This is a genomic window from Duganella rhizosphaerae, from assembly GCF_040364205.1.
Taxonomy (GTDB): Bacteria; Pseudomonadota; Gammaproteobacteria; order Burkholderiales; family Burkholderiaceae_D; genus Rugamonas; species Rugamonas rhizosphaerae.
In genome coordinates this window covers 1-26,828 of the sequence record NZ_BPWK01000015.1, presented here as the reverse complement: position 1 = coordinate 26,828, position 26,828 = coordinate 1, and the positions used below count along the sequence as shown (strand labels likewise).

Here is a 26,828-nt window from a genome sequence, read left to right as displayed (position 1 = left end):
GCCGGCGGCGACCCGGCATAGTGAGGCATCATCACGAAAGGAAGCCGAAATGGAGAACACGATCACAGCCCCCGCCGCCACCCGCCTGCGCACCATCGCCAGCCTGCCCGGCCCGCGCCCCTGGCCGCTGATGGGCAACCTGCCGAACATGAAGCTGGATCAGATCCACCGCAACGTCGAGGACTGGAGCAAGCGCTACGGGCGGATGTTCAAGATCAACATCGGTCCGGTACCGATGCTGGTGCTGGCCGGTCATGAACTGGTCAACGCCGCCTTGCGCGACCGGCCGGACGGTTTCCGCCGCCCTTCCATCACGGCCGAGGTGTCGAACGAGATGGGCGGACGCCCCGGCGTATTCCTGGCCGAAGGCGCGGCCTGGCGCAACCAGCGCCGCATGGTGATGACCGCGCTGGCGCCGCACGCGGTGAAGGCCTACTTTCCTTCGCTGGTGTCGGTCGGCCTGCGGCTGCAACGCCGCTGGCAACAGGCCGCGCGCGACGGCAGCGCGATCGACCTGACCGAGGACCTGAAGCGCTTCAGCGTCGACGTGATCGCCGGCCTGGCCTTCGGCAACGACGTCAACACCATCGACGGCGGCGACGACGTGATCCAGCGCCACATGGACACCATCCTGCCGGAAGTGTCGCGCCGTTCGTTCGCGCTGTTCCCCTACTGGCGCTACGTCAAGCTGCCGCGCGACCGCCACCTGGACCACTGCGTGCGGGAACTGGACAAGGCAGTCGATGAGCTGATCGCCACCGCGCGCGTCCGCCTGGCGGCCGAGCCGCAGCGGCGCGAACGTCCCACCAACCTGCTGGAATCGATGATCTGCGCGGCCGACGAAGGCGACAGCGGCCTCGACGACGTCGCCGTGGCGGGCAACGTCACCACCATGCTGCTGGCCGGCGAGGACACCACCAGCAACACGCTGGCGTGGATGCTGTACCTGCTGCAGAAGAACCCGGCCGCGCTGCGCAAGGCGCGCGAGGAAGTGCTGCGCATCGCGCCCGACACCGCCGCCTTCACCATCGAACAGATGGACGCGCTGGACTACCTGGACGCCTGCGCCCAGGAAGCCATGCGTTTGAAACCGGTGGCGCCCTTCCTGCCGCTGGAAGCATTGCGCGACAGCGTGATCGGCGACGTGCAGATCCCCAAGGGCGGCATGGTGTGGTGCGTGATGCGCAACGACAGCGTCAGCGATCGCCACGTGCCGCAGGCCGACCAGTTCGATCCCGACCGCTGGCTGAAAAAAGGCGACGGCGCGATGGACAAGCATGTGTCGATGCCGTTCGGCTCCGGCGTGCGCACCTGTCCCGGGCGTTATCTGGCGCTGCTGGAAATCAAACTGGCCGGCGCCATGCTGCTCAACAGCTTCGACATCGCCTCGCTCGACACGGAAGACGGCAAGGAACCGGAGGAGCTGATGGCATTTACGATGTCGCCGGTCGGCCTGCGCATGCAGCTGTGCGACCGCGACCGCATCGAGTAAGCCGCATGCTGCACAAGATCCATCGCGCGGGCGCCGGTGTACTCGGCGCCTTTTTGACGCTGCATCTGTTCAACCACCTGCTGGCGATCCGCAGCCCGGAAGCGCACATCCACTTCATGGAGGCGTTTCGGGCCGTGTACCGCAACCGGGTGGTGGAAGTCATCCTGCTGCTGTGCGTCGCCAGCCAGGCCGCCAGCGGCCTGACCTTCGTCCGCCGCCGCTGGCGCGACCGGCATGAAGGACTCGACCTGTTGCAGCTCGGTTCAGGCCTGTACCTGGCCTTCTTCCTGCTGGTGCATGTGGGCGCGGTGCTGGCCGGGCGCATGCAGTTCGGGCTCGATACGAACTTCTACTATGCCGCCGCCGGCATGTATGTGCTGCCGTATCGCTACTTCTTCATGCCCTACTACTTCTTCGCCGTGCTGGCGATCACCGTCCATCTGGCGCGGGCGCTGCACTGGCTGGCGCACGATCGCCTGAGCGCTGGGGCGATGCGCATCGCCACGACGCTGCTGGTGGTCTCCGGCGTCACGGCCGCCACGCTGATCGTCGCGGCCTTCTCCGGCGCGCTGTATGACGTTGCGGTGCCGGCGAAATATCTCGCCACGTTCCAATAGCCAGTCACTGGCCGCGCATCCGTTACAACAAGATGGGCGGCTCAGCGAGGTGCGCGGCAAAGCCCGACAGCCCGGGCGCGATATCGGCTTTCAGCGTCATCGCAGGGATCTCATAGTCGCCGGCATTCTGTCGGCGGAACGGTATCGGCGCGGTTTGCGCAAGCGTGTCGAGACGCTGCCCGAATTCGTCGCGGATGGCGGAAAACCTGGCATCGTCCATGCGATCGCTGCGATAGATCACCAGCGGCGGCAATACCTCCATGCCCGGGTAGTACAGGATCCCATGGTGAATCGGGAACAGCAGATCGTCGATCGGCCCGTTGATGCCGCGCGGACCGTAATGCGACTCCCATCCTCCCGCCGTCACCACCAGCATGGCACGCTTGCCGGCCAGCGTGCCCTCGCCGTAGCGGTCGCCCCAGCGCACCTCCGAATGCTCGCCGACGCCGTAGCCGAAGCCATACGCATAGACGCGCTCCACCCAGCCCTTCATAATGGCCGGCATCGAAAACCACCACATCGGGAACTGGAAGATGACGGTGTCGGCCCAGCGCAGCTTGTCCTGCTCGGCGGCGATATCGGCGCTTTGCAAATTGTTGGCGTAGGCGTGACGCGAATCCATCACTGGATCGAAACGGGCGCCGACCGGGCCGCCGACGATGTCGTCGGCATCGACCAGCGCCTTCCATTTCATCGCATACAGGTCGGACACCTGGACGGCGTGTCCCGCCGCTTCAAGACGCCGCACCGCAAAGTCCTTCAGCGCACCGTTCAGGGACTGCGGTTCGGGATGGGCATACACAATCAGAACATTCATGACGCTACTCCTGGATTGGAAAACACCAGCATAGGACCGCGTCAGGTATATTAGAAATGAATTTCCAATATTCCAGGTATAGTCATGAATAATCTCCGTCGTCTGGACCTCAACCTGCTGGTGACGCTGGACGTGCTGCTTTCGGAGCACAACGTAACGCGGGCGGCGGAACGCTTGAACTTTTCGCAGCCATCCATCAGCGTGCACCTGGCGAAGCTGCGCGACATCTTCGGCGATCCGCTGCTGCTGCCCGGACCGCGCGGCATGCGCCCCACCGCGCGCGCCGAGCAATTGCGCGAGCCCTTGCGGCTGGCGCTGGAGGCGCTCGGCCGGGCGGTGTCGCCGGCCAGTCCGTTCGATCCGCTGGAGGCGAATCAAACCTGGCGCGTCGCCGCCAGCGACTACGGCGAATCGACCATCCTGCTGCCGGCGCTGGCGGGCTTGCGCTCGGCGGCACCGGGGACGCGGCTGGCGGTGCTGGAACTGATCCCGCCGCGCATCGCCAGGCAGGCGGAATCGGGCGAGATCGACCTGGCCTTCCACACCAGCGAGGAGGCGCCGCCCGGCATGCGTCATCGGCTGCTGTTCCGGGAACGCTACGTACTGGCGGGGCGCAGCGCCCATCCGCGCCTGAAACGGCGGCCGACGCTGGCGCAGTTCTGCGTCATGGAGCACGTCATCGTATCGCCAGACGGCGGAGGATTCAGCGGCGTCACGGATAAAGCGCTGGCGGCGGCGGGAATGTCGCGGCGGGTGGCGTTGTCGGTGCCGCACTTCCTGTTTGTGATATCGGCGCTAGCAAGTACCGACATGGTCGCGATGCTGCCGGAGCGGCTGGTGCGTGGGCATCCCGGGCTGCGCAGCGTGGCGCCGCCGGTCGAGGTGCCGGGCTATGAGATGGCGATGCTGTGGCATGAGCGTTCGCACCGCGATCCGGCGCACCAGTGGCTGCGCGAGCACATCGCCAGCGCGGTGGCTTGAGGTATATACTTCGGCGCTGAAAGCCCCGTCACCAATCAAGGATGTATATGAAGATGCTGTCTCGCGTTGACGCGAACGTCGCTGCCGAAATCAATCGGCAGTTTCCGCAATTGAAGCAAATCAGGGAGCTGGACTCGGACGGCGGCATGGAGCGCCTGGCGATCTCCGTGTTCGACCACTGGCTCGACGACGAGAGCGAATGGCATCTGCTGGACTGTTTCGAAGGCCAGGAGCGCGTACAGCGCAACAAGAAATTCGAACAGCACTGGGCGGCGCTGTTCGACCTGACGCCGGTCTACACGCTGCGCTACCGCGGCCGCTGGCCGGCCAAGGCCAAGCCGGTGCTGAAGCGCTACACCGACCGCGAAGGCTTCCTGCGCCAGTCGCGCTTCGACGACTACGGCGTGCCTTCGCAATTCATCATCCTGCCCGAACTGGGCTGCATCTACGCGGCGGGCTGGGATGACACCAATATCCTGTACTTCAAAAACCGCGAGCAAGCAGCGCCGATACTGGAACTCGCCGCCAAAGCGGGTCTGTTCTGCCTGAATCCCAACCGCTGATTACTCCGAGGCTGCGCTACATCAAGGCGCATGCCTCGCTTGACCTTATATGCATAGGATATGCATAATCCTTATACAGATGTCGAATTCGACCCGGTCAAGGCAAGAGCAAACCTGAACAAGCACAAGGTTAGCTTTGCCCAAGCGGAAGAGGCACTAAACGATCCAATGGCCGTCACGATTCAAGACATCGACTCATTGGATGAGCAACGCTTTGTCACAATCGGTGCAGATTCCAAGGCACGAATTTTGGTCATCGTTCATACACCTCGCGGAGATCGCACTCGACTGATTTCCGCGCGCAAGGCAAGCAAAGGCGAAGCGGAGCAATACCATGCGTAAAGAATATGATTTCAGCAAGGGAAAGCGCGGCGCCGTTATCGCTGCAACTGGAAAAACGCGCATTACCATCATGCTCGATGACGACGTCATCCAACATTTTCGAAATTTGGCCGAAGCGCAAGGTAGCGGCTATCAAACAATGATCAATACCGCGCTGCGGAGCGCAATGAGTCCACCTGCCGAACCCGGCAAGCCAATTACCGCAGCAGCTCTCCGAAAAGTCATCCGCGAAGAACTTTCGATGCTTCGGAAAAATGAGAAACCTGCCTGATTTTCCATAAAAAAAGACGCCAGCGGCGTCTTTCTTCTATCAGCGCAGGCCGCTGGCTGCCTTGGCCAGGTCCGTGATGCGATCCCAGTCGCCGGCGGCGATGGCGTCTTTCGGCGTCAGCCACGAGCCGCCTACGCAGGCCACGTTCTTCAGCGACAGGAACTGCGACGCGGTCTCTTGCGAGATGCCGCCGGTCGGGCAGAACATCACGTCCGGCAGCGGACCGCCGATCGCGTTCAGCATGCCGATACCGCCCGCCGGGACCGCCGGGAACAGCTTCAACTGACGGAAGCCGTGCTCGCGCGCCGCCATCACTTCCGACGGCGTCATCACGCCCGGCAGCAGCGGCAGGCCGCTGCTCTTGGCGGCGGCGATCAGCGCCGACGTCAAGCCAGGCGACACGCCGAACACCGCGCCCGCATCGCGCGCGGCGGCGAATTCTTCCGGCTGCGTCAACGTGCCGACGCCGACGATGGCGCCTTCCACTTCCGACATGGCCTTGATCGCGGCCAGGCCGTGCTTGGTGCGCAGCGTTACTTCCAGCACGCGGATGCCGCCGGCCACCAGCGCGCGCGCCAGCGGTACTGCATGTTCAGGTTCGTCAATCGCGATCACTGGGATCACGGCCGAGGTACGCATAATGTCGAGCAGAGTCATGGTCATGATTTACGCATCTTTCTTCATCGAGTAATCTTCATCGGAACCTGGCACGGTATTGCCGACCGGGTCTTTGTCATGCAGGCCCACCGTGGTGGGGATAGGCGACGGCAGCCCGAAGGTGGTGGCGCCCTTCTCCGCTTCGCACACGCTGTTGCGGAACATGGCGAACAGCTCGCGGCCCATGCCGACGCCATTCGGCGTCAGGTCGGCCGTGGCCAGCGAGCGCGAATGCCATACGCTCGATTCGACCAGCGCTTCCAGCGTGCCGCTGCGGGCGCAGACGCGGATGATGTCGCCATCGCGCACCAGGCCCAGCGGACCGCCGGCCAGGATCTCCGGCGACACGTGGATCGCCGCCGGCACCTTGCCCGACGCGCCCGACATGCGGCCGTCGGTGACCAGCGCCACGTGGCGGCCGGCGTCTTGCAGGTTGGCCAGCGCCGGCGTCAGCGCGTGCAGTTCCGGCATGCCGTTGGCGCGCGGGCCCTGGAAGCGCAGCACGGCGACGAAGTCGCGGTCCAGCGTGCCGGCCTTGTAGGCATCCATGAAATCTTCCTGCGAGTTGAACACCAGCGCCGGCGCTTCCACCGTCTGATGCTCAGGCTTGACGGCCGAGACCTTCATCACGGCGCGGCCCAGGTTACCCTGTACCAGCACGGTGCCGCCGTCCGGCGAGAACGGCGCGGTGATCTTGCGCAGCACCGCTTCGTCGCCCGACTCGGTCGGCGAATCCTTCCAGACCACGCCCTTGCCTGCCTCGCCCAGGAACGGCTCGGCGCAGTGCGCACGCAGGCCCTTGCCCAGGATGGTGGTGACGTCGTCGTGCAGCAGACCGCCATCGAGCAGTTCGCGGATGACGAAGCCGGTGCCGCCGGCGGCGTGGAAGTGGTTCACGTCGGCGTTGCCGTTCGGGTAGATGCGCGTCAGCAGCGGCACCACTTTCGACAGTTCATCGAAGTCGTTCCAGTCGATGACGATGCCGGCCGCCTTGGCGATCGCCACCAGGTGCAGCGTGTGGTTGGTCGAACCGCCGGTGGTCAGCAGCGCGACGATGGCGTTGACGATGCACTTCTCATCGACCACATGGCCGACCGGCAGGTATTCGCTCGATTGCGCGGTGATGACGGCGGCCCGCTTGGCGGCGGCCTTGGTCAGCTCATCGCGCAGCGGGGTGTTCGGGGTGATGAAGGCGGCGCCCGGCAGGTGCAGGCCCATCACTTCCATCAGCATCTGGTTGCTGTTGGCGGTGCCGTAGAAGGTGCAGGTGCCGGCGCTGTGATAAGACTGCGATTCGCCTTCCAGCAGTTCGGCGCGGCCGACTTTGCCTTGCGCGTACAGCTGGCGGATCTTGGCTTTCTCGGAGTTCGACAGGCCGGTGGTCATCGGGCCGGCCGGCACGAACACCGCAGGCAAATGGCCGAAGTGCAGCGCGCCGATCAGCAGGCCGGGTACAATCTTGTCGCACACGCCCAGGTAGACGGCGGAGTCGAACATATTGTGCGACAGCGCGACGGCGGTGGCCATGGCGATGGCGTCGCGCGAGAACAGCGACAGCTCCATGCCCGGCTGGCCCTGGGTGACGCCGTCGCACATGGCGGGCGTGCCGCCGGCGAACTGGGCGACCGCGCCGACTTCGCGCACGGCATCCTTGATCAATGCAGGGAAGCCTTCGAAGGGCTGGTGGGCCGACAGCATGTCGTTGTAGGCCGAGACGATCGCCACCGATGGCTTCTTGAGCTCCTTCAGCGACAGCTTGTCGTTGGCGGGGAAAGCGGCAAAGCCGTGGGCCAGGTTGGTGCAGGCCAGGGCGCCGCGCTGCACGCCTTTGACGCGGGCGGCTTCAAGATGGGCCAGATAAGCGCCGCGCGATGGTTTGCTGCGCTGGATAATGCGTGCGGTGACGGTTTCTAGGACTGGATGCAACGCCATGATCGTTCCTTATGAATGAATTCCGTGAAATTTTACTACAAAATTTCGAATTCAACCTACTTTTCTTATCCCGCTGGCGTCCGAGGTATCTGGCCACCCACGCCGCGCAGCCCGGAAAGCATAGTTTTCACGGAACCGTAGTGAATTTACCTGATTTTCATGTATCATTCACGCATCCCCTCCCTCAGACTTAACGACGCCACTCAATTATGCGCCAGCCAGCACTGACCTCCACTCCCAGCTTCCAAGCCCTCGAATCCCATGCCGCCGCCGCGAAATACTGGCAATTGCGCGAGCTGTTCGCCGCCGATGCCCAGCGCTTCCCCAAACTGACGGTGGACGCGGCCGGTCTGTTCCTCGATTATTCGAAGAACCGCCTGGACGCCAACACCATCGGCCTGCTGCTGGACCTGGCCCGCGAACGCGGCGTGGAGCGCCAGCGCGACGCCATGCTCAGTGGTGAGAAGATCAATCTTACCGAACATCGCGCGGTGCTGCACACGGCCCTGCGTATGCCGCGCGGCAAGGCGCTGACGGTGGACGGCCAGGACATCGCGCACGACGTGCATGCGGTGCTGGACCACATCAAGGATTTCACCGACCGCGTGCGCAGCGGCGCCTGGCTGGGCCACACCGGCAAGCCGATCACCGACGTCGTCAACATCGGCATCGGCGGTTCGGACCTGGGCCCGAAGATGGCGGTGCTGGCATTGCGCTCGTATGCGCATCCACGCCTGAAGATGCACTTCGTCTCCAACGTCGACGGCCATGACATGGACGCCGCGCTGGCCCAGGTCAATCCCGAGACCACGCTGTTCATCATCGCCTCCAAGACCTTCGTCACCGCCGAGACCATGCTCAACGCCGGCACCGCCCGCACCTGGTTCCTGCAATCGGCCAAGGAGGAAGACCTGGCGCGCCACTTCGTCGCCGTCTCCACCAACACCGAAGCGGTGGAAGCCTTCGGCATCGATCCGGCCAATATGTTCCCGTTCTGGGACTGGGTCGGCGGCCGTTATTCGGTATGGTCGGCGATCGGCCTGGCGCTGGCGCTGGCGGTGGGCTACGGCTACTTCACCGATTTCCTGGGCGGCGCGCATGCGATGGACGAACACTTCCGCGAGGCGCCGCTGGAGCAGAACATGCCGGTGCTGCTGGCGATGATCGGCTTCTGGAACCGCCAGTTCCTCAACGCCGCTTCGCTGTCGATCGCGCCGTACCACCAGGACCTGAGCCGCTTCCCGGCCTACCTGCAACAGCTGGACATGGAGAGCAACGGCAAGCGCGTCACGCGCGGCGGCGCCGAAGTCGATACGCCGACCTGCCCGGTGGTGTGGGGCGAGTGCGGCACCAATGCGCAACACGCCTACTTCCAGCTGCTGCACCAGGGTACCGACGTCACGCCGATCGACTTCATCGCCGCGCTGCGCGCCACGCATGATCTGGCGGGACATCACGATTCGCTGCTGGCCAACTGCTTCGCGCAATCGGAAGCCTTCATGACCGGCAAGACCGCCGGCGAAGTGCGTGCCGACCTGACCGCGCAGAAGTTGAGCGAAGCCGAAATCGACGAGCTGGTGCCGCACAAGACCTTCCCCGGCAACCGTCCATCCAACACCATTTTGATGGACCAGCTGACGCCGTCCACGCTGGGCGCGCTGATCGCACTGTACGAGCACAAGACCTTTGTGCAGGGCGTGATCTGGGACGTCAACAGCTTCGACCAGTGGGGCGTGGAGCTGGGCAAGGTCCTGGCCAAGAACATCCACGCGGAGCTGACCGGCGACATCAAGCCGGAACGCCACGACAGTTCCACCAATGGCCTGATCATCATGGCCAAAGCCGCCCAGCACATTTAACCGCCAGTCATTCCCGCGTAGGCGGGAATCCATACTGAGCCTATGCAACAGGCGTTCTATGGATTCCCGCCTACGCGGGAATGACGGCTCATCGGATAACAATGCAATGAGTACCTATCCAATCGAAGTAGCCTACGACGCCGTCATGCAAACCGGCGAGTGCCCGCTGTGGCACGCGCAGGAGCAGGCGCTGTACTGGGTCGACATCCCCGCCTTCACCGTGCACCGGCTCGATCCCGCCACCGGCGCGCATCGCTCGTGGAAGCTCTCCAGCGAGCCGGCCACGCTGGCCGTCAGCGACCAGGGCGGCCTGGTGGTCGCCATGCGCAGCGGCTTCGCGCACCTCGACACCAGCAGCGATGAAGTGCGCCTGACCGAAATCGCCGCCGCGCCCTACGACACCGCCATCACCCGCTTCAACGACGGCCACGTCGACGGCGCCGGACGCTTCTGGGTCGGCACCATCTACGAGCCGCGCGACAAGCCGGCCGCCGAGATGTTCGTGCTGGAACGGGGCGCGATCCGCAAGGCCTGGTCGGGCGGCATGACCAATTCGAACGGCCTGGGCTTCAGCCCGGACTACAGCGCCATGTACCACGCCGACACCAGCGCCCACCGCGTCACCAAGCTCGATTTCGATGTCGCCACCGGCCTCGCTTCCAACCAGCGCCTGCTGCACCAGTTCTCGATGGACAAGGAGAACAACTACGGCGGCCGTCCCGACGGCGCCGCGGTCGACAGCGAAGGCAATTACTGGGTGGCGATGTTCGAAGGCGCGCGTCTGGTCAAGCTGTCGCCCACCGGGGAATTGATCGGCGAGATCGCGCTGCCGGTGCGCTGCCCGACCATGATGGCCTTCGGCGGCGCCGACCTGCGCACGCTGTACGTCACCAGCGCCGGCGCCCGTCCGGCGCCGGAACTGGCGCAGTTCCCGCTCAGCGGAAAACTGCTGTCCCTCCGCGTCGACGTGGCCGGCCGCACGGAGCCGGCCTATATCGAATAAACTATATGCTGCAGTCGCAGCATATGTAGTAAATTTTCTTGCAAAACGACAAATCGTGTAGTAAATTTACAGTCACGACTAGTAATCCCTCTTTCAGCACTCTACATACTGCGAATAATTATGGCTCTTACCGATTTTGACCTGGTTCTGTTTGGCGGCAGCGGCGATCTGGCGATGCGCAAATTGCTGCCCGCGATGTACGCCCGCGACGTCGCCAATGACTTGCCTGCAACTGCCCGCATCATCTGCGTCGGCCGCGCCGACGCCAGCCAGCAGGACTTCCTGCATACGGTAGAGACCACGTCCAAGCCGCACATCAAGTCGCCGGCCGTGACGCCGGCCGCGTGGGCCAAGTTCACCGCCCGCATCGTCTACGTGTCGCTCAACGCCACCGACTCCGACAGCTACAAGACGCTGGTCGAGGCGCTGCGCAAGGACGACGCCATCACCAAGGTCTACTACCTGGCGACGCCGCCGGCGATCTTCTCGCAAATCTGCGAGAACCTCAAGGCCAACGGCCTGGTGACGAAGAACTCGCGCGTGGTGCTGGAAAAACCGCTGGGCCGCGACCTGGCTTCGGCCAAGCAGATCAACGCCGAAGTGGGCCAGGTGTTCGAGGAATCGCAGATCTACCGTATCGACCACTACCTGGGCAAGGAGACCGTGCAGAATCTGCTGGCCCTGCGCTTCGGTAACATCCTGTTCGAGCCGCTGTGGCGCCGCGAGTGGATCTCCGACGTACAGATCACCATCGCCGAGAAGCTGGGCGTGGGCAACCGCATGGGCTACTACGACACCTCGGGCGCGCTGCGCGACATGCTGCAGAACCACCTGCTGCAACTGCTGTGCATCGTCGCCATGGAACCGCCGACCTCGATCGCGCCGGACGCCGTGCGCGATGCGAAATTGCAGGTGCTGCGTTCGCTGAAAAAATTCACCCCGACCACGCTGGCGCAGAACATCGTGCGCGGCCAGTACCGCGCCGGCCACGTCGATGGCAAGGCCGTGCCGAGCTACCGCGACGAGCCGGATGCGCCGGAACATTCGCGCACCGAGACCTTCGTGGCGATGAAGGCGGAAATCGATACCTGGCGCTGGGCCGGCGTGCCGTTCTACCTGCGTACCGGCAAGCGCATGGCCGACGGCCTGGCCGAGATCGTGGTGCGCTTCAAGCAGATCCCGCATTCGATCTTCGCCCAGCCGACCAACAGCTTCCAGCCCAACTCGCTGGTGATCCGCCTGCAGCCGGACGAAGGCCTGCGCATGAACCTGATGGCGAAGACGCCGGGCGACGGCATGCGCCTGAAACAGGCCGAGCTGGAGCTGGACTTCCGCGAATCGTTCAAATCGCCGCGCATGGATGCTTACGAGCGCCTGCTGCTCGACGTGCTGCGCGGCCAGTTGACGCTGTTCATGCGTGGCGACGAGCTGGAGGCGGCGTGGGAATGGGTCGAGCCTATCCTGAACAACTGGGAAGCGGACGACAGCTTCCCGATTCCTTACGCCTCCGGCACCTGGGGCCCGGCCGCCGCGTCGGCCCTGATCGGCCGCGATGGTTTGCAATGGCGCGAAGAAGCGCTTCCTGAAGATTAAGCCGCAATGCTCTTAGACTCCATCCGCACCCAGCTCGACTCGCTCTCCAAATCGGAGCGCAAGGTCGCGCTGGCCGTGCTTGATCATCCGGGCCAGACGGTCAGCCAGAACATCACGGCGCTCGCCAAGAGCGCGCAGGTGTCCGAGCCGACCGTGGTGCGTTTTTGCCGCACGCTGGGCTACGACGGCTGGCATGAGTTCAAGCTCAAGCTGGCGCAAGGCCTGGCGCTGGCCCTGCCCGGCCTGAACGAGCAGCCGACCCAGGACGACCTCGCGGCCGACCTGGTCAACAAGATCTGCAGCCGTTCGATCAACACCCTGCTGGACCTGCGCAACAACCTCGACCCGGAAGCGATCCAGCGGGCGCTGGACATCCTGTCCAAGGCCAACAAGATCGAGTTCTACGGCCAGGGCACCTCCGGCATCGTGGCGGCGGACGCGCAGCACAAGTTCTTCCGTTCCGGCGTGCCGACGGTGGCCTATGCCGACCCGCACATCCACAGCATCGCCGCCGCCCTGCTGCGCGCCGGCGACGCCGTGGTGGCCATTTCGCAGCGCGGCAACAGCCCGTCGCTGGTGCGCTCGATCAAGCTGGCGCGCCGCGGCGGCGCCGACGTCATCGTGCTGGCGCCGTCCGGCACGCCGCTGGCGGACATGGCGACGGTGCTGATCCCGATCGACCTGATCTTCAACATCGACCCGTACACGCCGATCTCGGCGCGCCTGGCCTACCTGGTGGTGATCGACGTGCTGGCGGTAGGACTGGCGCTGCAACGCGGCCCCGAATTCCGCAAGAAGATGCAGAACGCCCAAAAGGCGCTGCAAGAGTTCGACCTGCAGTTCGATTCCTTCATCGGCTGAGCACCCCGGGCAACAAAGGCTCTTGACGCCATGCGACACGTGTCACATAATGTGTGACATCTGTCGCAAAGAGGCGTCGCATGCTGATTTCCACCCTGTTGATTTGTCGTTTTCTGCTTGCCAGCCTGGGCTGCGTGGCCGCCGGCCTGGTGGTGTGGGCATTGACTGCGGCTTGCCGCCGCTACCTGCCCCAGGTCGCCATGCAGCGCTCCACCTGGCTGCTGGGCCAGATGACGATCATCGCGACCTTCCTGGTCATCCTGCTGCCGCACAGTGAGCGGCTGCGCCTGCTTCCTCCGATAGAACTTCCCGAGACCTTGCTGTCCGCTGCTGCCGCGCCGAAGCATGCCGCCATGCCGGCGCCGACCGCCGCCATGGCCGATGGCGCTGATGCGGCAACGGACTACCGCGCCTGGCTGACCGGTGGCGCGCAAGCCTGGCTGTCGCTCTACTTGCTGGGACTGGCCTACACCACCGGTCGCGTGCTGCAGGCGCACCGCACGCTGGACGGCCTGGCCGCCACCGGCGAACGCCTGGCCGCACCGGGCCTGCATCATGGCCTGGACGCGGCCGCGACGCCGGCGCCATCGCTCACCGTGATCGAAATCGATGCACCGATATCACCGATGCTGTTCGGCTGGTTCCGCCCGCGCCTGCTGTTGCCGCGCCATCTGCGCAGCTTCGACCCTTTGCAGCAGCAAATGATCGTCGAACACGAACTCATGCATCTGCGCCGGCACGACCTGCAATGGATGAGCACAGGCATCGTGCTGCAAACGCTGCTGTGGTTCAATCCCTTCATGCGCCTGCTGCGCGACAACCTGGCTTGGGCGCAGGAACTCGGTTGCGACAGCGACGTGCTGCGCAACCGTCCGCCGGCGCAGCGCAAAGCGTATGCGGCGGCGCTGGTGGCGCAGCTGCGGCTGCAACCGCATCCGGTCATGCATCGGGCCAAGACAGCGCTGGCGTTCGGCGGCGTCAGCGCCCGCACGGTGGCGGCGCGCATTGGCCTGATCCGCGAACCGGCCGCCACACCGCACGGGCCGTGGGCACGCGGCGCCGCAGTCACCGGCCTGGCGGGCATCTTCGCCGCAAGCCTGGCATTCCAACCAGCCCTGGCCGACCGCGCCGCAACGCCGGTTACCTTCAGCTGCACGGAAATGGTCGATGCCGCCAGCGGCGTGCGGCTGGTGCACGACGGCCATTGCGACGAACGCGTCACGCCGGCATCCACCTTCAACATCGCCGTCAGCCTGATGGGCTACGACAGCGGCATACTGCACGACGCCCACGCCCCCAGCCTGCCGTTCAAACCCGGCTATATCGACTGGAACCCCGACTGGCGCGTGACGACCGACCCGACCAGCTGGATACGCAACTCAACCGTGTGGTATGCCCAGCAGGTGACGGCCAGTCTCGGCGCGCGCCGCTTCCAGCAGTATGTGACCAGCTTCGGCTACGGCAACCTGGATGTCTCGGGCGACGCCGGCAAGGACAACGGCCTGGCGATGTCCTGGATCGCGTCCAGCCTGAAGATCTCGGCAGCCGAGCAGGCGGCCTTCCTGCGCAAGATCGTCAACCGGCAGTTGCCGCTGTCAGCCCACGCCTACGACATGACCGCCCGCCTCACCGCACTGGGCACCTTGCCGAACGGCTGGCAAATCCACGGCAAGACCGGCACCGCCTCGCCGGTGCTGGCGGACGGCAGCGACGACCAGCGGCATAGCTACGGCTGGTTTGTCGGCTGGGCCAGCAAGGGCGCGCGCACCGTGGTCTTTTCCCGCCTGGTGCTGGAAGACAAAGAGGCACGCGCCGCCGGCCCCAAAACCAGGGATGCGTTCCTGCGCGACCTGCCTGCGCAACTGGACACGCTCTAAACACACGCAAACACAAAGGAGTCGTATGAATTTTCGCCACATCATATTGGGGGCGCTGGCTAGTCTCGTCCCGATTTCCGCAGTCCACGCCACCGAGGTGTGCATGGCGCTTGCCGACAGCAACGGCCCGACCTTATTCCAGCGAGGCGACTGCCAGCGCCAGGTGACGCCGGCATCGACCTTCAAGATCGCCATCAGCCTGATGGGCTACGACACCGGCATCCTGAAAGACCAGCACGCGCCGAAACTGCCGTTCCGCGAAGGCTATGTCGATTGGCGCGCAGACTGGCGCCAGGACACCGATCCCGCCAAGTGGATGAAAGACTCGGTGGTCTGGTACTCGCAGCAGGTGACGCAGTCGCTGGGCATGCGGCGCTTCGCCGGCTACGCCAGCAAATTCCAGTACGGGAACGCCGACGTCGCGGGCGACGCCGAACATGACGGCCTGACCTTGTCGTGGATCTCGTCGTCACTGAAGATCTCGCCGCTGGAGCAGTTGGCCTTCCTGAACAAGGTAGTCAACCGCCAGCTGGGCGTCAGCGCCCGCGCCTATGACATGACGGCGCGCCTGACGCAAGCCGGGCAGCCGCTGGCCGGATGGCGCATCCACGGCAAGACCGGCTCCGCCTCCGGCTACGGCTGGTACGTGGGCTGGGCCACGAAGGGCAAGCGCAGCTTCAGCTTCGCGCACCTGATGCAAAGGGATGGCACGCAGCCGAACGATGTCCCGGCCGGCGTGCTGGCGCGCGAGGCGCTGCTCAAGGAACTCCCGCAGTTATTGGGCTCCTTGGAACAGGAGGCACAGCTCAGGGCAACGGTGGACCAGACCATCAAGCCGCTGATGAAAAAATACGATGTCCCCGGCATGGCGCTGGCGCTCACCGATCACGGTAAACACTACGTCTTCAACTACGGCCTCGCCTCGCGCGAGACCCGCCAGCCCGTCGACCGCGACACGCTGTTCGAAATCGGTTCGGTCAGCAAGACGCTGGTGGCCACGCTGGCCGGCTACGCGCAGGCCCAGGGCCGGTTGGCGCTGTCCGACAAGGTCAGCCAGCATATGCCGGCGCTGCGCGGCAGCAGCTTCGACCACGTCAACCTGATTCACCTGGGCACGCACACGGCGGGCGACTTCCCGATGCAGGTGCCCGACGACATCAAGAACTACGATCAGCTGATGGACTACTACCGAGGCTGGCGACAGCCGGCCGGCGTCCGCCGGACCTACTCCAACCTGGGCATAGGCCTGCTGGGCATGATCAGCGCCCAAAGCATGGGGCTGCCGTTCGCGGACGCGATGGAACACCGGCTGCTGCCCGCGCTGGGCATGCACCAAACCTACATCAATGTGCCGGCGGACCAGATGCAGCACTACGCCCAGGGCTACAACGACGCCAACGCGCCGGTGCGCGTCCATCCCGGCGTGCTGGCGTCCGAGGCTTACGGCGTCAAGACCACGGCGGCGGACCTGATCCGCTTCGTCGACGCCAACCTGGGCCAGGCGCAACTGGACGATTCGCTGCGCCTGGCAGTCGACGCCACGCATATCGGCTACTTCCAGGCCGGCAAGATGACCCAGGATCTGATCTGGGAACAATTTCCCGCCGCCGCGGGCCTGCCCGGCCTGCTGGTCAGCGCGTCCGAACAGATGGTCTGGCAGAGCAATCCGGTCACGCCGCTGACGCCGCCGCTGGCGCCGCAATCCGATGTGCTGCTCCACAAGACCGGATCGACCGGCGGCTTCGGCGCCTACGTGCTCTTCAGCCCCGGCCGGAAAACCGGCATCGTCATGCTGGCCAACAAAGGCTATCCCGGCGCGGCGCGGATCACGGCGGCCTACCGCATCCTGGCCCGGCTGGAATAAAACCGGGAATGAGCTTGCCTAAACGGCAAACTGAGCTTTATTGCGTGTCAATATAGAGACTGTTGAATTTCGCATTCTTTAACAATTGTTCATGGTTGAGTACAATAAGGCAAGCCTCACTCCCCTTAACCGACTGGCAGCGCACATGAACCAACTCGAACAGCTCAAGAAATTCACCACCGTAGTCGCCGACACCGGCGATTTCCAGTCCATCCAGGCCTACACCCCGCGCGACGCCACCACCAATCCTTCGCTGATCCTGAAGGCGGTGCAGAAGGAAGAATACAAGCCGCTGCTGGAAAAAGCCGTGCGCGACAACCTCGACAACTCGATCGCCGACACCATCGACCACCTGCTGATCGCCTTCGGCAAGCAGATCCTGCGCATCATCCCGGGCCGCGTGTCGACCGAAATCGACGCCCGCCTGTCGTTCGACGTCGAAGGCTCGGTGACCAAGGGCCGCGAGCTGATCAAGCTGTACGAGCAGGCCGGCATCGAGCGCGAGCGCGTGCTGATCAAGATGGCCGCCACCTGGGAAGGCATCCGCGCCGCCGAGATCCTGGAACAGGAAGGCATCCACTGCAACATGACCTTGCTGTTCTCGCTGGGCCAGGCCATCGCCTGCGCCGAAGCGGGCGCGCAGCTGATCTCGCCGTTCGTCGGCCGCATCTACGACTGGTATAAAAAATCCACCGGCATCGACTACGTCGGCGCCGAAGATCCGGGCGTGCAGTCGGTCAAGCGCATCTACAACTACTACCGCAAGTTCGGCTACAAGACCGAAGTGATGGGCGCGAGCTTCCGCAACACCGGCCAGATCCTGGAACTGGCCGGCTGCGACCTGCTCACCATCAGCCCGGACCTGCTGCAAAAGCTGGCCGACACCAACGCCCCGGTCGAACGCAAGCTGAGCGCGGACAGCGCGCCAGCGGCCGGCATCATCAAGCTGTCGCAGGACGAGAAGACCTTCCGCTTCCAGCTCAACGAAGACCAGATGGCTTCGGAGAAACTGGGCGAAGGCATCCGCGCCTTCTGCGCCGACTCGGGCAAGCTGAAACAAATCATCTCCGGCATGCGCTGATCCAGCGCCGGCCAGGGCACCAAGGCGGTAACGCGGCGCAAGCTGTGTTGCCGCCTTTTTTACTTTGTTGCCATACAAAACGTTACATTACTGGCTGTATTACAATGTTGCGACCTTAGCCAGCCTACCCCAGCTGGCCGATCCAGCGCTACACATCACTCTTTTACGAGAACCATCCATGAGATTAGTACCTCGTTACACTGCCGCCGTTGTCACCTTGTCCCTGCTGGCCGCCTGCGGCGATAAAGCCGCCGCTCCCGCCGCCCCGCCGCCCGCCACCGTCGCCGTCATCACCGTCGCGCCCGCCTCCGTCACGCTCAGCACCGAACTGCCGGGCCGCACGGAAGCGTCGCGCATCGCGCAGGTGCGCGCGCGCACCGCCGGCATCGTGCTGCAGCGGGTGTTCAAGGAAGGCGGCGACGTCAAGGCCGGCGAGGTACTGTTCCGCATCGACCCCGCCAGCTTCCAGGCGTCCTACGACAGCGCGCAGGCGGCCGTCGCCAAGGCCGAGGCCAACCTGGCCCAGGCCGATTTAAAGGTAAAACGATATAAACCGTTGTTGGCGGCGCAGGCCGTCAGCCAGCAGGAGTACGACGACGCCGTCACCGCGCAGAAGCAGGCCGCCGCCGACCTGGCCACCTCCAAGGCCGCGCGCACCAACGCCGGCCTGACCTTGGGCTACGCCACCGTGACCTCGCCGATCTCCGGCCGCATCGGCCGCGCGCTGGTGACCGAGGGCGCGCTGGTGGGCCAGGGCGAAGCGACGCCGATGGCCACCGTGCAGACGCTGGACCCGATCTACGTCACCATCACCCAGTCCTCGACCGAACTGCTGCAACTGCAACGCGCGCTCGCCAGCGGCAAGATCAAGGGCGCCGGCAAGAACGAGGCGCGCGTCACCCTGATCACCGAGGACGGCCAGGCCTATCCGCAGGCCGGCAAGCTGCTGTTCGCGGACGTGTCGGTGGACGAGAGCACCGGCGCGGTATCGATGCGCGCCGAGTTCCCCAACCCTAACCGCACCCTGCTGCCCGGCATGTACGTGCGCGCGCGGCTGGACCAGGGCGTCAGCGACGCCGCCATCACCGTGCCGCAGCAGGCCGTGGTGCGCAGCCCCGAAGGTTCGTCGGTGCTGATCGTCGGCGCCGACAACAAGGTGCTGGCGCAGCCGGTCAGCGCCACCGCCAACGACGGCCAGAACTGGGTGGTCAGCTCCGGCCTGAAGGGCGGCGAGCGCATCGTGGTCGAAGGCTTCCAGAAGGCCAAGCCAGGCACCACCGTCAATCCGCAGCCATGGAAAGGCCCGGTCGGCGCAGCTCCCGCAGCAGCACCGGCGCCGGCGCCGGCCGCTTCCGCAGCATCCAAATAACCCTGGGGTATCCTGATGGCCAAGTTTTTCATCGACCGCCCCGTGTTTGCGTGGGTGATCGCACTCTTCATACTGCTGGGCGGGATGCTGGCGATCACGGTCTTGCCCGTGTCGCAGTACCCGACCATCGCGCCGCCATCGATCGTGGTGACCGCCAACTACCCCGGCGCCACCGCGCAGGTGCTGGACGACGCCGTCACCAGCGTGATCGAACAGGAGATGAACGGCGCCGACGGCTTGCAGTACGTCGAATCGTCCAGTGAGGCCAGCGGCGCCGTCACCATCACCGTCACCTTCGTCCCCGGCACCAATCCGGACCTGGCGGCGGTCGATGTGCAGAACCGCATCAAGCGCGTGGAGTCGCGCCTGCCGGCCGCCGTCACGCAGCAGGGCGTGCAGGTCAACAAGGCGCGTTCCAACATCCTGATGTTCGTCGGCCTGACCTCGACCGACGGCCGGCTCGACCCGACCGGCCTGGGCGACTACCTGGCCCGCAACGTGGTCAATGAAGTCAAGCGCATACCGGGCGTGGGCCAGGCGCAGTTGTTCGGCACCGAACGGGCGATGCGCATCTGGGTCGACCCGGCCAAGTTGATCGGCCTGAAGATGAACATGGCCGACGTCACCGCCGCCATCCGCGCACAGAACGCGCAGGTCACCTCCGGCACGCTGGGCGACTTGCCCAGCCCCGCCAGGCAGACCTTCTCCGCGCCCATCGTGGTGACCGGACAGCTGTCGTCCACCACCGAATTCGGCCAGATCGTGCTGCGCGCGAATCCCAACGGCTCGCTGGTGCGCCTGAAGGACGTGGCGCGCATCGAGATGGGCGGCGCCAGCTTCAACATCAACGCGCGCCTGAACGGCGCGCCGTTCTCCGCCATCGCGGTGCAGCTGTCCCTGACCGGCAACGCGCTGCAAACGGCGACCGCCGTGCGCGAGAAGATGGACCAGCTGGCCAAGTACTTCCCGCCGGGCGTGAAGTACACCATCCCTTACGACACCTCGCTGTTCGTCAAGATCTCGATCGAGGAAGTGGTCAAGACGCTGCTGGAGGCGGTGCTGCTGGTGTTCCTGGTGATGTACCTGTTCCTGCAAAACTTCCGCTACACCCTGATCCCGACCATCGTGGTGCCGGTGGCGCTGATGGGCACCTTCGCGGCGATGCAGCTGTTCGGCTTCTCGATCAACGTGCTGACCATGTTCGGCATGGTGCTGGCGATCGGCATCCTGGTCGATGACGCCATCGTGGTGGTGGAGAACGTCGAGCGCATCATGAGCGAGGAAGGCCTGTCGCCGCGCGACGCCACCCGCAAGGCGATGACCCAGATCACCGGCGCCATCATCGGCATCACGCTGGTGCTGATCGCCGTGTTCATTCCGATGGCCTTCTTCGGCGGCGCGGTCGGCGCGATCTACCGCCAGTTCTCGCTGGCGATGGTGTCGGCCATGCTGTTCTCGGCGCTGATGGCGCTGACCCTGACGCCGGCGCTGTGCGCCACCATTTTGAAACCGGTGGAAGCCGGCCATCACCATGAGAAGAAAGGCTTCTTCGGCTGGTTCAACCGCAAGTTCGCGGTGACCGCCACCGGCTACCAGGGCGTGATCGCCAAGATGATCAAGCGCACCGGCCGTTACCTGGTGGTGTTCGCGCTGATCTGCGGCGTGGTGGGCTGGCTGTATGCGCGCCTGCCGTCGTCGTTCCTGCCGAACGAGGACCAGGGCTATCTGATCGCCAACGTGCAGCTGCCGGCCGGCGCCTCGAGCAGCCGCACGCAGGCCGTGCTGGCGCAGGCCGACGCCTACTTCCGCAAGCAGCCGGGCGTGGCCCGCACCATCGCGGTGGCGGGCTTCAGCTTCTCCGGCAACGGCCAGAACGCCGGCCTGGTGTTCATTCCGCTGAAGGACTGGAAGGAACGCGGGCCGGAACAGTCGGCGCAGGCGATCGCGCAGCGCGCGTTCGGCGCGCTGTCGAGCATTCCGGATGCGGTCATCTTCCCGCTGTCGCCGCCGCCGATCCGCGAGCTGGGTAACGCCACCGGCATCACCGCGCGCCTGCAGGACCGCAGCGCGCTCGGTCACGACGCGCTGATCGCGGCGCGCAACCAGCTGCTCGGCATGGCCGGCAAGAGCGCCATCCTCAAGGGCCTGCGTCCCGAAGGCCTGGAAGACGCGCCGCAGCTGCAAGTGGACATCGACCGCGAGAAGGCCAACGCGCTGGGCGTGACCTTCGCCGACATCAACTCGATGATGTCGACCGCGCTCGGCTCGTCCTACGTCAACGACTTCGCCAGCAGCGGGCGCCAGCAGCGCGTGATCGTGCAGGCCGACGCGCCGCGCCGCTTGCAACCGGCCGACATCATGCAGCTCAACGTGCGCAGCGCGGCCGGCACCATGGTGCCGTTCTCCTCGTTCGCCAGCTCGCACTGGATCCAGGGTCCGGTGCAACTGGTGCGCTACAACGGCTACCCCGCCATCAAGCTGACTGGCGACGCCGCGCCGGGCCGCTCGACCGGCGAGGCGATGGCCGAACTGGAACGCCTGGCGGCGCAGCTGCCGCCGGGCTTCAGCATCGAATGGACCGGCCAGTCGCTGGAGGAGAAGACTTCCGGCTCGCAGGCGCCGATGCTGTTCGCGCTGTCGCTGCTGGCTGCCTTCCTGGTGCTGGCGGCGCTGTATGAAAGCGAATCGATCCCGGTGGCGGTGCTGCTGGTGGTGCCGCTGGGGATCCTGGGCGCGCTGCTGGGCGCCACCCTGCGCGGGCTGCCGAACGATGTGTACTTCAAGGTCGGCCTGATCGCCATCATCGGCCTGTCGGCCAAGAACGCGATCCTGATCATCGAATTCGCCAAGGACCTGCAGGCGCAGGGCAAGGGCCTGGTCGAGGCGACGCTGGAGGCGGTGCACCTGCGCTTCCGGCCGATCATCATGACGTCGCTGGCCTTCATCCTCGGCGTGCTGCCGCTGGTGATCGCCACCGGCGCGGGTTCGGCCAGCCAGCGCGCCATCGGCACCGGCGTGATGGGCGGCATGATCACCGCCACGGTGCTGGCGGTGTTCCTGGTGCCGGTGTTCTTCGTCGTGATCCGCAAGATCTTCAAGGGCAGCGAACGCCAGCGCAAACTGGCCGCACATGAAATGAACGATAAGAACCATGAAACCTATGATTAAGTTTGTCCATAAGCCCGCCCATAAGCCTAACCTGCCCCTGGCCGTGCCGGCAACGCTGTTGGCGGCCTTGCTGTCGGCCTGCTCGATGGCGCCGACCTACCAGCGCCCCGCCGCGCCGGTGGCCGCCGCCTTCCCGGCCGACAGCGCCGGCGCCGCCGCGCGCACCAGCGTGCCGCTGCCGCTGGCGGCCGGCGCGCGCGACGCCGTCGATACCGGCTGGCGCGAGTACTTCGCCGATCCGCGCCTGCAGCAGCTGATCGCCGCCGCGCTGGAAAACAACCGCGACCTGCGCACCGCCGCGCTGCGCATCGAGGAGGCGCGCGCGCAGTACGACATCCAGTCGGCCGACCGCCTGCCCAACCTCAACGCCAACGCAAGCACCACCAAGGCCAAGACGCCGGCCTTCCTGTCGCCAAGCGGCCAGACCAGCATCGGCAAGCGCTACGACGCCGGGCTGGCGCTATCGGCCTTCGAGCTGGATTTCTTCGGCCGCGTGAAAAGCCTGAACGACGCCGCGCTGGCGGCCTACCTGGCCACCGACGAAGCGCGCCAGGCGGCGCAAATCAGCCTGGTGGCGCAGGTGGCGCAAGCCTATTACACCGAGCGCGCCTACGCCGAGCAGTACGCACTGGCGCAGCAGACCTACGACGCCCGCGCCCGCACCTACAAGTTGACGCAGCAGCGGGCCGAAGTGGGCGCCTCGTCGCGGCTGGACCTGCGCTCCAACGAAACGCTGATGGAAACCGCGCGCGCCGCCGCGCTGACGCTGGCGCGCCAGCGCGCGCAGGCGGACAACGCCTTGACCTTGCTGGTCGGCCAGCCGGCCAGCGCCGGCGCCGGCGCGCCCAACGCCGCCGCTGCCGCCACAGCTACCGGCGCTGCAGTCGGCGCCGGCGCGGGGTCGGGCACGCCCGCCGGCGCCATGCCGAGCGACCGGCAGATCGACGCCCTGAGCGCGCTGCCGACCGGCCTGCCGTCGGACCTGCTGGCGCGCCGGCCCGACATCCGCGCCGCCGAGCAGCGCCTGAAGTCGGCCAACGCCAACATCGGCGCCGCGCGTGCCGCCTTCTTCCCGCGCATCAGCCTGACGGCCGCGCTGGGCAGCAGCAGCCCGTCGCTGGGCGGCCTGTTCGACGGCGGTTCGGGCAGCTGGTCGTTCGCGCCGCAGCTGACGTTGCCGATCTTCGACGCCGGCCGCAACCGCGCCAACCTGGGCCTGGCCGAAGTGCGCAAGAACCTGGCCGTGGCCGACTACGAGAAGACCATCCAGACCGCCTTCCGCGAAGTGGCCGACGCCTTGGCCGCGCGCGACTACCTGGGCGAGCAGGTGGCGGCGCAGCGCGCCGTGCAGGACGCGCAGGCCGACCGCCTGAAGCTGCTGCAACTGCGCTTCGACAACGGCGTCGCCAGCTCGCTGGACGTGCTGGACGCGCAGCGCGAGCTGTTCAGCGCGCAGCAGACGCTGGTGCAAGCGCGCCTGCTGCGCACCACCAGCGCCATCGACCTGTACCGCGCCCTCGGCGGCGGCGTAAAATAACCCCGGGGGTCAGATCTGACATTCGGACACGGGCTCCACCGTAACGGCCACTACGGCAGAGTCCGTGTCCGAATGTCAGATCTGACCCCACTTGTATATGACCTCTCCGATCACCATCCGCCTGGGCGCGCGCGCCCGCCAGCGCATCGCCGCCGAGGGCCTGCGGGCGGCCGATGTCGCCATCGTGCCGGCCGCCGCCGGCGGGCCGAAGGGCCTGATCCTGCACGGCCTCGACTGCTGGATGTTCGGCCACTGGCTGCGCGCCGCGCCGCGCCCGCGCAAGCTGGTCGGCGCCTCGATCGGCGCCTGGCGCATGGCGGCGTCGGCCTTCGACGATCCGCTCGCCGCCCACCGGCGCCTGGCCCGCCTGTACGCCGGCCAGCGCTATCCGGCCAAGGTCACGCCCGCCTACGTCAGCCAGACCGTGCGCGCGCTGCTCGATGAACTGCTCGACGGCCGCGCCGCCGAACCGGTCCGCCATGCCGACCATCATGTCTCGGTGCTGACCATGCGCGGCGTCGGCCCGCTGGCCCGCACCAACGGCCAGCGCTGGCGCGAGGTGGCCGGCTTCATGCGCGCGGCGGCCGGCAACGCGCTGGCGCGCCGCCATCTGGCGGGGGCGATGCAGCGGGTGGTGTTCCACAACACGCGCGACGACGCCGACTGGCTGCGCCGCCAGTTCGACGCCTTCACCGGCCATTTCGTCGGCCTGAGCGAGGCCAACCTGCGCGACGCGCTGCTGGCCTCGGGCTCGATCCCGCTGCTGCTCGAGGCGGTGTCGGGCATCGCCGGCGCGCCCGACGGCGCCTACTGGGACGGCGGCCTGATCGACTACCACCTGCACCTGCCCTACCAGCGCGATCCCGGCCTGGTGCTGTACCCGCATTTCAACGACTACCTCGTGCCCGGCTGGCTGGACAAGGGCATGCCGTGGCGCCGCGCCCGCGCCGGCGCCCACAACCCGGCGCTGGACAATGTGATCCTGGTGTCGCCGTCGGCCGGGTTCGTCGCCAGGCTGCCCAACGGCAAACTGCCCGACCGCAAGGACTTCCGGTTCTACGGCCAGGACCACGCCGCCCGCAACCGCGACTGGACCCGCGCCATCGCCGAGAGCGAACGCCTGGCCGAGGCCTTCGCCCGCTGGTGCGAGCAGCCCGACCTGGCGCAGGCCGCCGCCTTTTAATTGTTTCGAAAAAGCAACGCCACGGCTTGAAGTTGCATGACCGCCACGGTGCGGCGGGTGCATACTTGTAGCCTGCCAGCCGTGCCGTCCGGCGCGCCTGCGCAGCCATTCCCGGGCTACTTCGGAGCGTCCATCATGAATCTACTGTCTCAACTGCGCATCGGCACCCGCCTCGCGCTCGGTTTCGCCATCGTCCTGCTGCTCGCCATCTGCGCCACCTCGGTGGCGCTGGTCAACGCCCGCGCCAACGCCGAGGCCACCCGCCACATGATGGAAAAGCCGCTGGCCAAGGAACGGCTGGCCTCCGACTGGTACGTGCTGATCTACTCGGCCGTGGCGCGCACCGCGCTGATCGCCCGCAGCACCGACGACACGCTGTCGACCACCTTCGCCGACGTCATCGCCGACAGCAGCAAGAAGGGCGGCGAGCTGATCGGCAAGCTCAAGGAGCTGATGGCCAGCGACGAGGAAAAGGCGGTGTTCGAGGCCTCCGGCGCGCTGCGCGCCACCTACCAGAAGGCCAAGACCGACATCATGAACGCCAAGAAGGCCGGCAACGCCGAGCAGGCGGAAAAACTGTACAAGGAGGTCTTCATGCCGTCGGCCACGGCCTACCAGGACAAGGTGCAGGCGCTGCTGACCATGCAGCGCAAGGCGATCGACGACACCGCCCGCGCGATCGACGCCGCCAACGACCGCAGCAACATGCTGCTGATGGTGCTGGCGGTGCTGATGGTGTCGATCGGCTCGCTGGCGGCGTGGGTGATCTCGCGCTCGATCACGGTGCCGCTGAAGTCGGCGGTGGAGATCGCCGCCACCGTGGCCAACGGCGACCTCACCACCCGCTTCGACGCCGAGACCAGCAAGTGCGAGATCGGCGAGCTGATGACCGCGCTCAAGGGCATGAACGATGCGCTGCGCAATGTGGTCAGCCAGGTGCAGAGCGGCACCAGCACCATCGCCACCGCGTCCAACCAGATCGCGGCCGGCAATATGGACCTGTCGCAGCGCACCGAGGAACAGGCCAGCTCGCTGGAGGAGACCGCGTCGTCGATGGAGCAGCTGACCAGCACCGTGCGCCAGAACGCCGAGAACGCCAAGCAGGCCAACCAGCTGGCGCAGGCCGCGTCCGACGTGGCCGAGCGCGGCGGCACCATCGTCGGCCAGGTGGTCGACACCATGGGCTCGATCGACGCCTCGTCGCGCAAGATCGTCGACATCATCTCCGTCATCGACGGCATCGCCTTCCAGACCAACATCCTGGCGCTCAACGCCGCCGTCGAGGCGGCGCGCGCCGGCGAGCAGGGACGCGGCTTCGCGGTGGTGGCGTCGGAGGTGCGCAACCTGGCCCAGCGCAGCGCGGCGGCGGCCAAGGAGATCAAGGAGCTGATCGGCAATTCGGTCGAGCAGGTCGACATCGGCGCCAAGCTGGTGCAGCAGGCCGGCACCACCATGGGCGACGTGGTGGCCAGCGTGCGCCGCGTGACCGACATCATGGGCGAGATCACCTCGGCCAGCAGCGAGCAAAGCATCGGCATCGACCAGGTCAACACCGCCATCACGCAGATGGACCAGGTGACGCAGCAGAACGCGGCGCTGGTGGAGCAAGCGGCGGCGGCGGCGGCCAGCATGCAGGACCAGGCGGCGCGGCTGGCCGACGTGGCGGCCTCGTTCAAGCTGGGCGACGAGGGACAGCAGCCGGCGCTGGCGGCGCCGGCGCGCGCCAGGGCGGCGCTGCCGGCGGCCCGCCCCGCTCCGGCC

General features: G+C 66.0%; 21 protein-coding genes and 2 pseudogenes. 20 read left to right on the top strand and 3 right to left on the bottom strand.

The window, feature by feature from the left end:
* The first annotated feature begins 49 nt into the window (after positions 1-49).
* Positions 50-1,492 (top strand): cytochrome P450, encoded by a 1,443-nt coding sequence (locus tag RUGAMON1_RS25595; protein WP_445233176.1) that lies wholly within the window; start codon positions 50-52, stop codon positions 1,490-1,492.
* 5 nt (positions 1,493-1,497) lie between these two features.
* A complete protein-coding gene (locus tag RUGAMON1_RS25590; protein ID WP_445233175.1) occupies positions 1,498-2,109 on the top strand; it encodes a hypothetical protein in 612 nt (203 codons plus the stop codon).
* 22 nt (positions 2,110-2,131) lie between these two features.
* On the opposite strand, the gene RUGAMON1_RS25585 is transcribed toward RUGAMON1_RS25590, so the two are convergent.
* A complete protein-coding gene (locus RUGAMON1_RS25585) occupies positions 2,132-2,926 on the bottom strand; it encodes an NAD(P)H-dependent oxidoreductase (RefSeq protein WP_445233174.1) in 795 nt (264 codons plus the stop codon).
* Between the two features lie 84 nt (positions 2,927-3,010).
* Between RUGAMON1_RS25585 and RUGAMON1_RS25580 the strand changes: the two genes are divergently transcribed.
* Genes RUGAMON1_RS25580 through RUGAMON1_RS25565 form a run of 4 tightly spaced genes read left to right on the top strand, consistent with a single transcriptional unit; the run spans position 3,011 to position 5,083 of the window.
* Entirely contained in the window at positions 3,011-3,907 is an 897-nt protein-coding gene (locus RUGAMON1_RS25580) for a LysR family transcriptional regulator (protein ID WP_445233173.1), read from the top strand.
* Positions 3,908-3,954: 47 nt separating this feature from the next.
* The gene (locus RUGAMON1_RS25575; protein WP_445233172.1) at positions 3,955-4,470 is read left to right on the top strand and encodes a hypothetical protein; all 516 of its coding nucleotides are present in this window, start codon (positions 3,955-3,957) and stop codon (positions 4,468-4,470) included.
* A 60-nt stretch (positions 4,471-4,530) separates the two neighbouring features.
* Positions 4,531-4,812, top strand: coding sequence for a BrnT family toxin (locus tag RUGAMON1_RS25570; protein ID WP_445233171.1), 282 nt, complete (start codon positions 4,531-4,533; stop codon positions 4,810-4,812).
* Entirely contained in the window at positions 4,805-5,083 is a 279-nt protein-coding gene (locus RUGAMON1_RS25565; RefSeq protein WP_445233170.1) for a BrnA antitoxin family protein, read from the top strand. The genes RUGAMON1_RS25570 and RUGAMON1_RS25565 overlap by 8 nt, the downstream gene beginning before the upstream one ends.
* Positions 5,084-5,122: 39 nt before the next feature.
* Here RUGAMON1_RS25565 and eda read toward each other — a convergent pair whose 3' ends face one another.
* Together eda and edd are read right to left on the bottom strand one after the other, a co-directional pair.
* Positions 5,123-5,746, bottom strand: coding sequence for a bifunctional 4-hydroxy-2-oxoglutarate aldolase/2-dehydro-3-deoxy-phosphogluconate aldolase (gene eda / locus RUGAMON1_RS25560; RefSeq protein ID WP_445233169.1), 624 nt, complete (start codon positions 5,744-5,746; stop codon positions 5,123-5,125).
* 3 nt (positions 5,747-5,749) lie between these two features.
* Positions 5,750-7,672 (bottom strand): phosphogluconate dehydratase, encoded by a 1,923-nt coding sequence (edd, locus tag RUGAMON1_RS25555; RefSeq protein WP_445233168.1) that lies wholly within the window; start codon positions 7,670-7,672, stop codon positions 5,750-5,752.
* Between the two features lie 209 nt (positions 7,673-7,881).
* Here edd and pgi point away from each other — a divergent pair, with 209 nt between their 5' ends.
* The 14 genes and pseudogenes from pgi to RUGAMON1_RS25485 all read left to right on the top strand — a co-directional run.
* Positions 7,882-9,531 carry a glucose-6-phosphate isomerase gene (pgi, locus tag RUGAMON1_RS25550; protein WP_445233167.1) on the top strand — a complete coding sequence of 550 codons (1,650 nt, stop codon included), beginning with the start codon at positions 7,882-7,884 and terminating at the stop codon, positions 9,529-9,531.
* Between the two features lie 106 nt (positions 9,532-9,637).
* Positions 9,638-10,534 (top strand): SMP-30/gluconolactonase/LRE family protein, encoded by an 897-nt coding sequence (locus RUGAMON1_RS25545; RefSeq protein ID WP_445233166.1) that lies wholly within the window; start codon positions 9,638-9,640, stop codon positions 10,532-10,534.
* A 120-nt stretch (positions 10,535-10,654) separates the two neighbouring features.
* Positions 10,655-12,127, top strand: a complete 1,473-nt coding sequence (gene zwf / locus RUGAMON1_RS25540; protein WP_445233165.1) for a glucose-6-phosphate dehydrogenase — start codon at positions 10,655-10,657, stop codon at positions 12,125-12,127.
* A gap of 6 nt (positions 12,128-12,133) precedes the next feature.
* A complete protein-coding gene (locus RUGAMON1_RS25535) occupies positions 12,134-12,988 on the top strand; it encodes an SIS domain-containing protein (RefSeq protein WP_445233164.1) in 855 nt (284 codons plus the stop codon).
* A gap of 80 nt (positions 12,989-13,068) precedes the next feature.
* Positions 13,069-13,902, top strand: a pseudogene (locus tag RUGAMON1_RS25530) (M56 family metallopeptidase); the annotation flags it as partial.
* 159 nt (positions 13,903-14,061) lie between these two features.
* Positions 14,062-14,865: a class D beta-lactamase gene (gene blaOXA / locus RUGAMON1_RS25525; protein ID WP_445233324.1), complete on the top strand. Its 804-nt coding sequence runs from the start codon at positions 14,062-14,064 to the stop codon at positions 14,863-14,865.
* A gap of 25 nt (positions 14,866-14,890) precedes the next feature.
* Positions 14,891-15,655 (top strand): annotated as a pseudogene (gene blaOXA / locus RUGAMON1_RS25520) (class D beta-lactamase); the annotation flags it as partial.
* The gene (ampC, locus tag RUGAMON1_RS25515; RefSeq protein WP_445233323.1) at positions 15,644-16,729 is read left to right on the top strand and encodes a class C beta-lactamase; all 1,086 of its coding nucleotides are present in this window, start codon (positions 15,644-15,646) and stop codon (positions 16,727-16,729) included. The pseudogene blaOXA (RUGAMON1_RS25520) and the gene ampC, both read left to right, overlap by 12 nt.
* Positions 16,730-16,874: 145 nt before the next feature.
* Positions 16,875-17,810, top strand: a complete 936-nt coding sequence (tal, locus tag RUGAMON1_RS25510) for a transaldolase (protein ID WP_445233163.1) — start codon at positions 16,875-16,877, stop codon at positions 17,808-17,810.
* 178 nt (positions 17,811-17,988) lie between these two features.
* Entirely contained in the window at positions 17,989-19,179 is a 1,191-nt protein-coding gene (locus tag RUGAMON1_RS25505) for an efflux RND transporter periplasmic adaptor subunit (protein ID WP_445233162.1), read from the top strand.
* A 15-nt stretch (positions 19,180-19,194) separates the two neighbouring features.
* On the top strand, positions 19,195-22,347 hold the full coding sequence (locus RUGAMON1_RS25500; RefSeq protein ID WP_445233161.1) for an efflux RND transporter permease subunit: 3,153 nt from the start codon (positions 19,195-19,197) through the stop codon (positions 22,345-22,347).
* A complete protein-coding gene (locus tag RUGAMON1_RS25495; protein WP_445233322.1) occupies positions 22,340-23,884 on the top strand; it encodes an efflux transporter outer membrane subunit in 1,545 nt (514 codons plus the stop codon). Before RUGAMON1_RS25500 ends, RUGAMON1_RS25495 begins: the two co-directional genes overlap by 8 nt.
* Before the next feature lie 97 nt (positions 23,885-23,981).
* The gene (locus RUGAMON1_RS25490; RefSeq protein ID WP_445233160.1) at positions 23,982-25,067 is read left to right on the top strand and encodes a patatin-like phospholipase family protein; all 1,086 of its coding nucleotides are present in this window, start codon (positions 23,982-23,984) and stop codon (positions 25,065-25,067) included.
* A gap of 135 nt (positions 25,068-25,202) precedes the next feature.
* A partial coding sequence (locus RUGAMON1_RS25485; RefSeq protein WP_445233159.1) for a methyl-accepting chemotaxis protein occupies positions 25,203-26,828 on the top strand: 1,626 nt, incomplete at its 3' end.

What these genes read in the sequence shown, in the direction of transcription:
- RUGAMON1_RS25500 (WP_445233161.1), top strand. Translation starts at nt 19,195, where the DNA reads ATGGCCAAGTTTTTCATCGACCGCCCCGTGTTTGCGTGGGTGATCGCA.
- RUGAMON1_RS25595 (WP_445233176.1), top strand. Translation starts at nt 50, where the DNA reads ATGGAGAACACGATCACAGCCCCCGCCGCCACCCGCCTGCGCACCATC.
- tal (WP_445233163.1), top strand. Translation starts at nt 16,875, where the DNA reads ATGAACCAACTCGAACAGCTCAAGAAATTCACCACCGTAGTCGCCGAC.
- edd (WP_445233168.1), bottom strand. Translation starts at nt 7,672, where the DNA reads ATGGCGTTGCATCCAGTCCTAGAAACCGTCACCGCACGCATTATCCAG.
- RUGAMON1_RS25585 (WP_445233174.1), bottom strand. Translation starts at nt 2,926, where the DNA reads ATGAATGTTCTGATTGTGTATGCCCATCCCGAACCGCAGTCCCTGAAC.
- eda (WP_445233169.1), bottom strand. Translation starts at nt 5,746, where the DNA reads ATGACCATGACTCTGCTCGACATTATGCGTACCTCGGCCGTGATCCCA.
- RUGAMON1_RS25495 (WP_445233322.1), top strand. Translation starts at nt 22,340, where the DNA reads ATGATTAAGTTTGTCCATAAGCCCGCCCATAAGCCTAACCTGCCCCTG.
- RUGAMON1_RS25545 (WP_445233166.1), top strand. Translation starts at nt 9,638, where the DNA reads ATGAGTACCTATCCAATCGAAGTAGCCTACGACGCCGTCATGCAAACC.
- RUGAMON1_RS25590 (WP_445233175.1), top strand. Translation starts at nt 1,498, where the DNA reads ATGCTGCACAAGATCCATCGCGCGGGCGCCGGTGTACTCGGCGCCTTT.
- RUGAMON1_RS25575 (WP_445233172.1), top strand. Translation starts at nt 3,955, where the DNA reads ATGAAGATGCTGTCTCGCGTTGACGCGAACGTCGCTGCCGAAATCAAT.
- RUGAMON1_RS25490 (WP_445233160.1), top strand. Translation starts at nt 23,982, where the DNA reads ATGACCTCTCCGATCACCATCCGCCTGGGCGCGCGCGCCCGCCAGCGC.
- RUGAMON1_RS25505 (WP_445233162.1), top strand. Translation starts at nt 17,989, where the DNA reads ATGAGATTAGTACCTCGTTACACTGCCGCCGTTGTCACCTTGTCCCTG.
- RUGAMON1_RS25565 (WP_445233170.1), top strand. Translation starts at nt 4,805, where the DNA reads ATGCGTAAAGAATATGATTTCAGCAAGGGAAAGCGCGGCGCCGTTATC.
- zwf (WP_445233165.1), top strand. Translation starts at nt 10,655, where the DNA reads ATGGCTCTTACCGATTTTGACCTGGTTCTGTTTGGCGGCAGCGGCGAT.
- RUGAMON1_RS25535 (WP_445233164.1), top strand. Translation starts at nt 12,134, where the DNA reads ATGCTCTTAGACTCCATCCGCACCCAGCTCGACTCGCTCTCCAAATCG.
- pgi (WP_445233167.1), top strand. Translation starts at nt 7,882, where the DNA reads ATGCGCCAGCCAGCACTGACCTCCACTCCCAGCTTCCAAGCCCTCGAA.
- RUGAMON1_RS25580 (WP_445233173.1), top strand. Translation starts at nt 3,011, where the DNA reads ATGAATAATCTCCGTCGTCTGGACCTCAACCTGCTGGTGACGCTGGAC.
- RUGAMON1_RS25570 (WP_445233171.1), top strand. Translation starts at nt 4,531, where the DNA reads ATGCATAATCCTTATACAGATGTCGAATTCGACCCGGTCAAGGCAAGA.